At 68.0% G+C, this 7,931-nt stretch carries 11 protein-coding genes and 1 tRNA gene; 9 read left to right on the plus strand and 3 right to left on the minus strand.

What is annotated here, in order from left to right:
* The coding region (locus A5658_RS10590) for a nicotinate phosphoribosyltransferase (RefSeq protein ID WP_067333826.1) at positions 1 to 1,057 on the minus strand (1,057 nt) is incomplete at its 3' end.
* 87 nt (positions 1,058 to 1,144) lie between these two features.
* Here A5658_RS10590 and clpS point away from each other — a divergent pair.
* The 8 genes from clpS (at position 1,145) to rdgB (ending at position 6,871) form a co-directional block, all read left to right on the plus strand.
* On the plus strand, positions 1,145 to 1,447 hold the full coding sequence (gene clpS / locus A5658_RS10595) for an ATP-dependent Clp protease adapter ClpS (protein ID WP_067333828.1): 303 nt from the start codon (positions 1,145 to 1,147) through the stop codon (positions 1,445 to 1,447).
* Positions 1,448 to 2,020 carry a DUF2017 domain-containing protein gene (locus tag A5658_RS10600; RefSeq protein ID WP_067333802.1) on the plus strand — a complete coding sequence of 191 codons (573 nt, stop codon included), beginning with the start codon at positions 1,448 to 1,450 and terminating at the stop codon, positions 2,018 to 2,020.
* On the plus strand, positions 2,017 to 3,045 hold the full coding sequence (locus tag A5658_RS10605) for a P1 family peptidase (protein ID WP_067333805.1): 1,029 nt from the start codon (positions 2,017 to 2,019) through the stop codon (positions 3,043 to 3,045). The genes A5658_RS10600 and A5658_RS10605 overlap by 4 nt, the downstream gene beginning before the upstream one ends.
* A 39-nt stretch (positions 3,046 to 3,084) precedes the next feature.
* A complete protein-coding gene (locus A5658_RS10610) occupies positions 3,085 to 3,729 on the plus strand; it encodes a rhomboid family intramembrane serine protease (RefSeq protein WP_067333808.1) in 645 nt (214 codons plus the stop codon).
* A 63-nt stretch (positions 3,730 to 3,792) separates the two neighbouring features.
* Positions 3,793 to 4,626: a glutamate racemase gene (murI, locus tag A5658_RS10615; RefSeq protein WP_067333811.1), complete on the plus strand. Its 834-nt coding sequence runs from the start codon at positions 3,793 to 3,795 to the stop codon at positions 4,624 to 4,626.
* Between the two features lie 60 nt (positions 4,627 to 4,686).
* Entirely contained in the window at positions 4,687 to 5,460 is a 774-nt protein-coding gene (locus A5658_RS10620; protein WP_067333814.1) for a cyclic nucleotide-degrading phosphodiesterase, read from the plus strand.
* Between the two features lie 29 nt (positions 5,461 to 5,489).
* A complete protein-coding gene (rph, locus tag A5658_RS10625; RefSeq protein WP_067333817.1) occupies positions 5,490 to 6,269 on the plus strand; it encodes a ribonuclease PH in 780 nt (259 codons plus the stop codon).
* Entirely contained in the window at positions 6,266 to 6,871 is a 606-nt protein-coding gene (gene rdgB, locus A5658_RS10630; RefSeq protein ID WP_067333831.1) for an RdgB/HAM1 family non-canonical purine NTP pyrophosphatase, read from the plus strand. The genes rph and rdgB overlap by 4 nt, the downstream gene beginning before the upstream one ends.
* 4 nt (positions 6,872 to 6,875) lie before the next feature.
* On the opposite strand, the gene A5658_RS10635 is transcribed toward rdgB, so the two are convergent.
* Entirely contained in the window at positions 6,876 to 7,202 is a 327-nt protein-coding gene (locus A5658_RS10635) for a DUF3817 domain-containing protein (RefSeq protein ID WP_067333820.1), read from the minus strand.
* Positions 7,199 to 7,585, minus strand: a complete 387-nt coding sequence (locus tag A5658_RS10640; RefSeq protein WP_067333823.1) for a hypothetical protein — start codon at positions 7,583 to 7,585, stop codon at positions 7,199 to 7,201. Before A5658_RS10640 ends, A5658_RS10635 begins: the two co-directional genes overlap by 4 nt.
* Before the next feature lie 81 nt (positions 7,586 to 7,666).
* Here A5658_RS10640 and A5658_RS10645 point away from each other — a divergent pair.
* Positions 7,667 to 7,752, plus strand: a tRNA-Leu gene (locus tag A5658_RS10645).
* The last annotated feature ends 179 nt before the right edge of the window (positions 7,753 to 7,931 follow it).

The raw sequence follows: 7,931 nt of genomic DNA on the forward strand, positions 1-7,931 counted from the left end.
GGCCCGCCGGATACACGACCTCCTCGGTGATCGTTCCGGTCGAGCGTGCCAATCGCACCGCCTCCTTGCGGCCGCCGTGCGATTCCTTGCGCAGGCTGCGCTTCTCGACCGGGACGCCGTCGACTTCGACCAGCTTGTAGACCATGTTCGCGGTCGGTGCGCCCGATCCCGTGACCAGCGAGGTGCCGATCCCGTAGCTGTCGACCGGTTCGGCACGTAGTCCCGCGACCGCGAATTCGTCGAGGTCACCGGAGACCACGATGCGGGTTTGGGCGGCTCCGAGCCCGTCGAGTTGTTCGCGGACCTGGCGGGCCAGCACGCCCAAGTCGCCGGAGTCGATGCGGACCGCGCCGAGTTCGGTGCCGGCGGCCGCGACCGCGTTGGCCACGCCGGTCGTCACGTCGTAGGTGTCGACCAGCAACGTGGTGCCTGCACCGAGCGCCGCGACCTGTGCGGCGAACGCGGCCGGCTCGTCGGGCCCGTTCGGCCCGTCGTAGAGCAGCGTGAAGGCGTGCGCGCTGGTGCCTTCGGTCGGCACACCGTAGCGGCGGTGGGCCTCCAGGTTGGACGTCGCAGCGAACCCCGCCAGGTAGGCGGCGCGCGACGCGGCGACGGCCGCGCGCTCGTGGGTGCGCCGGGAGCCCATGTCCATCAACGGCCGCCCGTCGGCCGCGCTGACCATCCGGGCGGCGGCCGAGGCGACCGCCGTGTCGTGGTTGAAAATCGACAACGCGAGCGTCTCGAGGATCACGCATTCGGCGAAGCTGCCACGCACCGAAAGCACCGGTGAGCCAGGGAAATACAACTCACCTTCGGCGTAGCCGTCGATATCGCCGCCGAACCGGAAGTCACGCAGGTACCTCAGCGTGTCCGGGCCGAGGAATTCGGCGAGCGATTCGCACGCGTCATCGTCGAACCTGAACTCCGACAAGGCTTCCAGGAACCGGCCGGTCCCCGCCACGACGCCGTAGCGCCGGCCGTCGGGCAGCCTGCGAGCGAACAACTCGAACACCGACCTGCGGTGTGCGGTGCCGTCGCGCAGTGCCGCCGCCAGCATGGTCAGCTCGTACCTGTCGGTCAGCAGCCCGGAGTGCACCCGGCAACGGTATCCGTTCTGCGGCCGCGGCTCGGTATCGTGTTGGCCATGGTTGCGTCAGCCCCGACCAAGCCGGGTACCACCGGGCAACGGGAAGCAGACACCGTCGAAGCCACCGCGGCGCCGTGGGTGACCATCGTCTGGGACGATCCGGTCAACCTGATGAATTACGTGACCTATGTCTTCCAGAAGCTGTTCGGCTACAGCGAGCCGCACGCCACCAAGCTGATGCTGCAGGTGCACAACGAGGGCAAGGCGGTGGTGTCGTCAGGCAGCCGGGAATCCATGGAAGTCGACGTCACAAAGCTGCATGCCGCTGGCCTGTGGGCCACCATGCAGCAGGATCACTGAGTGCGTAAGTGGAAGCGGGTAGAGACCGCCGACGGCGTCCGGTTCCGGTCTGCACTCGACGCGCATGAAGCCGCGCTGCTGAGAAACCTGGTCGCCTCGATGATCGGGCTGCTCGACGAACGCGAATCATCGTCGCCGCAAGACGAACTCGAGCAGATCACCGGCATGAAGACCGGCAACTCGGAGCCGCCGGACAACGCGACGTTGCAGCGGCTGCTACCGGATTTCACCAAACCCAACGACGACGCCGACGAAGACACTCGGGGCCTGAACGCCGCACTGCGCAGCCTGCACGAGCCGTCCATCATCGACGCAAAACGGGTTGCGGCCCAACAACTTCTGGAGACGCTGCCGGATCGCGGCGGCAAGCTCGACCTGAGCGAAGAGGCCGCGCACGCCTGGACCGCGTCGGTCAACGACCTGCGGTTGGCATTGGGCACCATGCTCGACATCCAGCCCAGTGGTCCCGATCGGCTACCCGACGATCATCCGCTGGCCGCTCATCTCGACGTCTACCAGTGGTTGACCGTGTTGCAGGAGTACCTCGTCGTAGCACTGATGGGTTCGCGGTGAGCGCGATCACCGATGTCGCCGGCATCCTGGTCGGCCAGCATCACCGGCTCGACCCCGACGCGGCGATGGGCACCGGGTGGGCGAGCGGCGTCACCGTCGTCCTGACGCCCCCGGGGACGATCGGTGCCGTCGATGTGCGCGGTGGGGCACCCGGCACCCGGGAGACCGATCTGCTGGATCCGGCCAACAGCGTCCGCTACGTCGACGCGGTGTTGCTCGCCGGCGGCAGCGCGTTCGGGTTGGCAGCCGCCGACGGGGTGATGCGCTGGCTGGAGGAGCACGAGCGCGGCGTGGCGATGACCGGCGGCGTGGTTCCGATCGTCCCGGGTGCGGTGATCTTCGATCTGGAGGTCGGTGCGTGGCGCAACCGGCCGACCGCCGAATTCGGCTACGCCGCGTGCCAGGCGGCCGGCGCCAAGGTCGACGTCGGCACGGTCGGCGCCGGAGTGGGCGCCTGTGCGGGAGTGCTGAAAGGTGGGGTCGGCACCGCGTCGACCACGCTGCCGTCCGGGGTGACCGTCGGCGCGCTGGTGGTGGTCAACTCGGCGGGCAACGTCGTCGACCAAGCCACCGGGTTGCCGTGGTTGAGCTATCTGGTCGGCGAGTTCGGGCTGACCGCGCCGCCCGCCGAGCAACTCGCCGAACTGGCCGCTCTCGAGTCGCCATTGAGCTCGCTGAACACCACGATCGCGGTCGTCGCGACCGACGCCGCTCTGAGCCCGGCGGCCTGCCGTCAGGTTGCGAGCACTGCTCACGACGGGCTGGCCCGCGGCATCAGGCCCGCGCACACCCCAGTCGACGGCGACACGGTGTTCGCGTTGGCCACCGGGGCTATCGAGGTCGCGCCGCCGGCCGATGTGCCCGCCGCCTTCTCACCGGAAACGCCGCTGGCGACAGAGGTGGGCGCGGCGGCGGCCGACTGCTTGGCTCACGCGGTGGTCGGCGCCGTGATCGCCGCCGATTCGGTGGCCGGGATACCGACCTACCGCGGTCTATTGCCGGGCGCGTTCGCCGCACGCCGGTAGCGTGGACGCAGCGGGGGATTGCGAAGGGCGGCCAGCGGTATGACGAGCCAGACACAACCGCGAAAGAAGCGCTCCGCGTTCGTCGTCGGTGGCGCCACGATCCTCAGCTTCGTGGCGCTGCTCTACGTCGTGGAGGCATTCGATCAGCTCAGCGGGCACCGGCTCGATGAGAACGGCATCCGCCCGTTGGAGGCCGACGGCCTGTGGGGCATCCTGTTCGCCCCGCTGCTGCACGCGAATTGGGGGCACCTGGCGGCCAACACCGGCCCGGCGCTGGTGCTGGGTTTCTTGGTCACGTTGGCGGGGTTCTCACGATTCCTGTGGGCGACGGCGATCGTGTGGATCGTCGGCGGCTTCGGCACGTGGTTGATCGGCAACCTGGGATCGTCCTGCGGCTTGGAGAGCGACCACATCGGCGCCTCGGGCCTGATCTTCGGCTGGCTGACGTTTCTGCTGGTGTTCGGATTCTTCACCCGCTCGGGTTGGCAGATCGTCATCGGGCTGCTGGTGCTGGTCGCCTACGGCGGCGTGTTGTGGGGCGCGGTGCCGGTGCTCAACGTCTGCGGCGGGGTGTCGTGGCAGGGGCATCTCTGCGGTGGGATCGCCGGGGTGTTCGCCGCGTACCTGCTGTCCAGCCCGGAACGCGAGGCTCGCGAGCGGCGCCGACGGGCACCGCAGCGATAATCGAGTCGACATGAGTTGCGCCGACGACGATGCGGAGCGCAGCGAGGCGGAGGAGTGGCGCACATGAGTAACGCACTGGCGCCCATCGGGGTGTTCGATTCCGGCGTGGGCGGGTTGACGGTGGCCCGCGCGATCATCGACCAACTGCCCGACGAGGACATCGTCTACGTCGGCGATACCGGCAACGGCCCCTACGGCCCGCTCACCATCCCCGAAATTCGCGCGCACGCCTTGGCCATCGGCGACGACCTGGTCGACCGCGGCATCAAGGCACTCGTCATCGCCTGCAACTCGGCGTCCTCGGCCTGCCTGCACGACGCCCGCGAACGCTACGACGTGCCCGTCGTCGAGGTGATTCTGCCCGCGGTCCGGCGGGCCGTCGCCACCACCCGCAACGGCCGCATCGGCGTGATCGGAACTCAGGCCACAGTTGCGTCCGGCGCCTACCAGGACGCGTTCGCCGCCGCCCGCGACACCGAGATCACCGCGGTGGCCTGCCCGCGGTTCGTCGACTTCGTCGAGCGCGGCGTCACCAGCGGCCGCCAGGTGCTCGGTCTGGCCGAGGGGTATCTCGAGCCACTACAGCGAGCCGACGTCGACACCCTGGTGCTGGGTTGCACGCACTATCCGCTGCTGTCCGGGCTCATCCAACTGGCCATGGGCGACGCGGTGACGCTGGTGTCCAGCGCCGAGGAGACGGCGAAGGAACTGCTTCGCGTGCTGACCGAACGCGACCTACTGCATCCCCATCCCGACCGTCCCGATGCCGCGTCGCCGCTGCGTGCGTTCGAAGCCACCGGTGATCCGGAGGCGTTTCTGGCCCTCGCGGCACGGTTTCTGGGGCCGGCGGTTACCGGCGTCGAACCGGTCCATCGGCACATCGCCGCGTCCGGCTGACCTTACTCAGCAGTAAACCGGGGATGTTTTCAACAACATGACGTTGGGCATGGCACAGTAGTGACCGTGCGAATTACCGTGCTCGGCTGCTCGGGGAGCGTCGTTGGCCCGGATTCGCCGGCATCGGGTTATCTGCTGCGGGCACCGGATACCCCACCGCTGGTCATCGACTTCGGCGGAGGGGTGCTCGGCGCGTTGCAGCGGCACGCCGATCCGGGATCGGTCCACGTGCTCCTGTCGCACCTGCACGCCGACCACTGCCTCGATGTGCCCGGGCTGTTTGTGTGGCGCCGCTACCACCCGTCGCCCCCGAAGGGGAAGGCGTTGCTGTACGGGCCCAGCGATACCTGGTCCCGTCTCGGCGCCGCGTCGTCGCCCTACGGAGGCGAAATCGACGACTGCTCCGACATTTTCGACGTGCACCACTGGGTCGACGGCGAGGCCGTCACGATCGGCGCGCTCGACATCACGCCGCGGCTGGTGTGCCACCCGACCGAGTCCTACGGCATGCGTATCACCAACGGCGCCGGCGGCACGTTCGTCTACAGCGGCGACACCGGTTACTGCGACTCGGTCGTCGAGCTCGCCCGCGGGGCCGACGTCTTCCTGTGCGAAGCGTCGTGGACAGACGCGCCCGATCGGCCGCCGAACCTGCACCTGTCCGGCACCGAGGCCGGGCGGATCGCGACCGCAGCCGGGGTGGGGGAGTTGCTGTTGACGCACATCCCACCGTGGACCTCGCGTGAGGACGTGATCAGCGAGGCCAAAGCCGAATTCGACGGGCCCGTGCACGCCGTGGTGTGCGGCGAGACATTCAACGTCGGGCACTCCTGACTCGTTGACCGCACGCTAGGGTTGGCGGCGTGTCAAAACGAGAAGACGGCCGCCTCGACGACGAGCTTCGACCGGTCGTCATCACCCGCGGGTTCACCTCCCACCCGGCAGGTTCGGTGGTAATCGAATTCGGTCAGACCAAAGTCCTGTGCACCGCGAGCGTCACCGAGGGCGTGCCGCGCTGGCGTAAGGGGTCGGGCTTGGGCTGGCTCACCGCCGAGTACGCGATGCTGCCGTCGGCTACCCACACGCGCAGTGACCGCGAGTCGGTGAAGGGCCGGCCGTCGGGGCGAACCCAAGAGATCAGCCGGCTCGTCGGCAGGTCGCTGCGGGCCTGCATCGACCTGGCGGCGTTGGGGGAGAACACCATTGCCATCGACTGCGATGTGCTGCAGGCCGACGGCGGGACCCGGACCGCGGCGATCACCGGGGCGTACGTCGCGCTGGCCGATGCGGTGACCTACCTGTCGGCGGCGGGCAAGCTGTCGGACCCGCGGCCCCTGTCGTGCGCGATCGCCGCGATCAGCGTCGGGGTCGTCGATGGCCGGATCCGGGTCGATCTTCCCTACGAGGAAGACTCCCGCGCCGAGGTGGACATGAACGTGGTCGCGACTGACACCGGGACACTCGTCGAGGTGCAGGGCACCGGCGAGGGCGCCACGTTCCCGCGGTCGACGCTGGACAAGCTGCTCGATGCCGCCGAGGGGGCTTGCGAGAAGTTGTTCGCCGCGCAGAACGAGGCGTTGGCCCTGCCGTACCCGGGCGTGCTGCCCGAGGGTCCCGCGGCGCAGAAGGCGTTCGGCAGCTGACGCGCTTATTGGTTGCCAGCCGCAACGCCAAGAAATTGGTGGAGCTACGCCGAGTGTTGGATGCGGCTGCGCTATCGGGGCTGACCCTGGTGTCTCTGAACGACGTTCCGCCATTCGACGAGGCACCGGAAATCGGTGCGACGTTTGACGATAACGCACTGGCCAAGGCCCGTGACGGATTCGCCGCGACGGGTCTGCCCACCGTGGCCGACGACTCCGGGCTGACAGTGGAGGCGTTGAACGGCATGCCCGGTGTGCTGTCGGCGCGGTGGTCGGGCCGCCACGGTGACGACGCCGCCAATACCGCGCTGTTGCTCGCGCAGCTGCGAGACGTGCCCGACGGGCGTCGTGGTGCGGCATTCGTCTCGGCCTGCGCGCTGGTGTCGGGTTCCGACGAGGTTGTGGTCCGCGGCGAGTGGCCGGGCGCCATCGCTTTTGAGCCACGCGGCGACGCGGGCTTCGGCTACGACCCGGTGTTCATTCCGGACGGCGAGGATCGCACTGCGGCGCAACTGAGTTCGGCCGAGAAAGACGCGGCGTCGCATCGCGGTCGCGCGCTGGCGTTACTGCTGCCGGCGTTGCGTGCGCTAGCCGCTCAATGAGCGCTCAGGCTAAGTTGAACTGCGCCTTCACATTTCGCGTCTGGAAATGCTCGACGATCACGCCGACCAAGGGGATGGTGCCCGCCAGCAGCACGCCGATCGTCTTCGCGATCGGCCAGCGCACCTTGACCGCGAGGTTGAAGGCTGCCAGCACATACGCGAAGTACACCCAGCCGTGCACGATGCCGATCCAGGTCGGCGGATTCGGCACCTTGACGATGTAGTGGACGACGATCTCGTAGCACAGGGCGATCAGCCAGATACCCGTCGTCCACGCCATCACGCGATAGGCGAGCAGGGGAGTGCGGATGTTCTGGCCGGCTGCGGTCATGCGGTTGTCCTGTTCTGCTTCTGGTTGTCGTTGTCCGCCTTGGCAAGTTCGGCCAGGTAGGCGTTGTACTGGCGGAGTTCGGGGTCATCGGCGCGCGGTTGCGCGGCTTTGGGGCGCTCGGGCAACAGCCCTTCCGGTATTTCGTTGACGGCGTGGGTGTTTCGGGGCTCCGGCGGCGCTTCTTCGTAGCGGACGAATTTGCGGTAGGCGTACACGCAGAATGCGGCGAACGCCGGCCACTGCAACGCGTAGCCGAGATTCTGAAAAGTGCCCGATGTCGACTCGAACCTGGTCCACTGCCACCAGCCCAGGGCCAGGCAGCCACCCGCGGCCAGGACCACCAGCGCGATCAACGCGGGTCTCCGACGACGTGTAGTGGACATCCCTAAAAGGTACTCCGGGGCTCGTGCGCAAGACCGTCGACAAACCCTGGTACTGCAGTGACGGTACGATCGCGTGGCATTGCGGGCGTGATGGAACGGCAGACATGCCGGCTTTAGGTGCCGGTGCTCGAGAGAGCGTGAGGGTTCGAATCCCTCCGCCCGCACCAACGGTCGGCGACTCTTTGTGCTGGTCAACTTTCGTTTTCGTGCTCATTTGCTTCCGGTACTTGGCTTAGGATTTTGCCGATGAGCGAGTTGACGCCCGACGATGTGCGTCGGTGGGATGCCGGCGCGGTGCTGAAGGTGTTTCAGGTCGCCAGTGCGCGTGCGGCGACGTTGCAGACCT

Origin of the sequence: Mycobacterium sp. 1245111.1, assembly GCF_001673405.1 — a bacterium.
In the GTDB taxonomy this organism is placed as follows: domain Bacteria; phylum Actinomycetota; class Actinomycetes; order Mycobacteriales; family Mycobacteriaceae; genus Mycobacterium.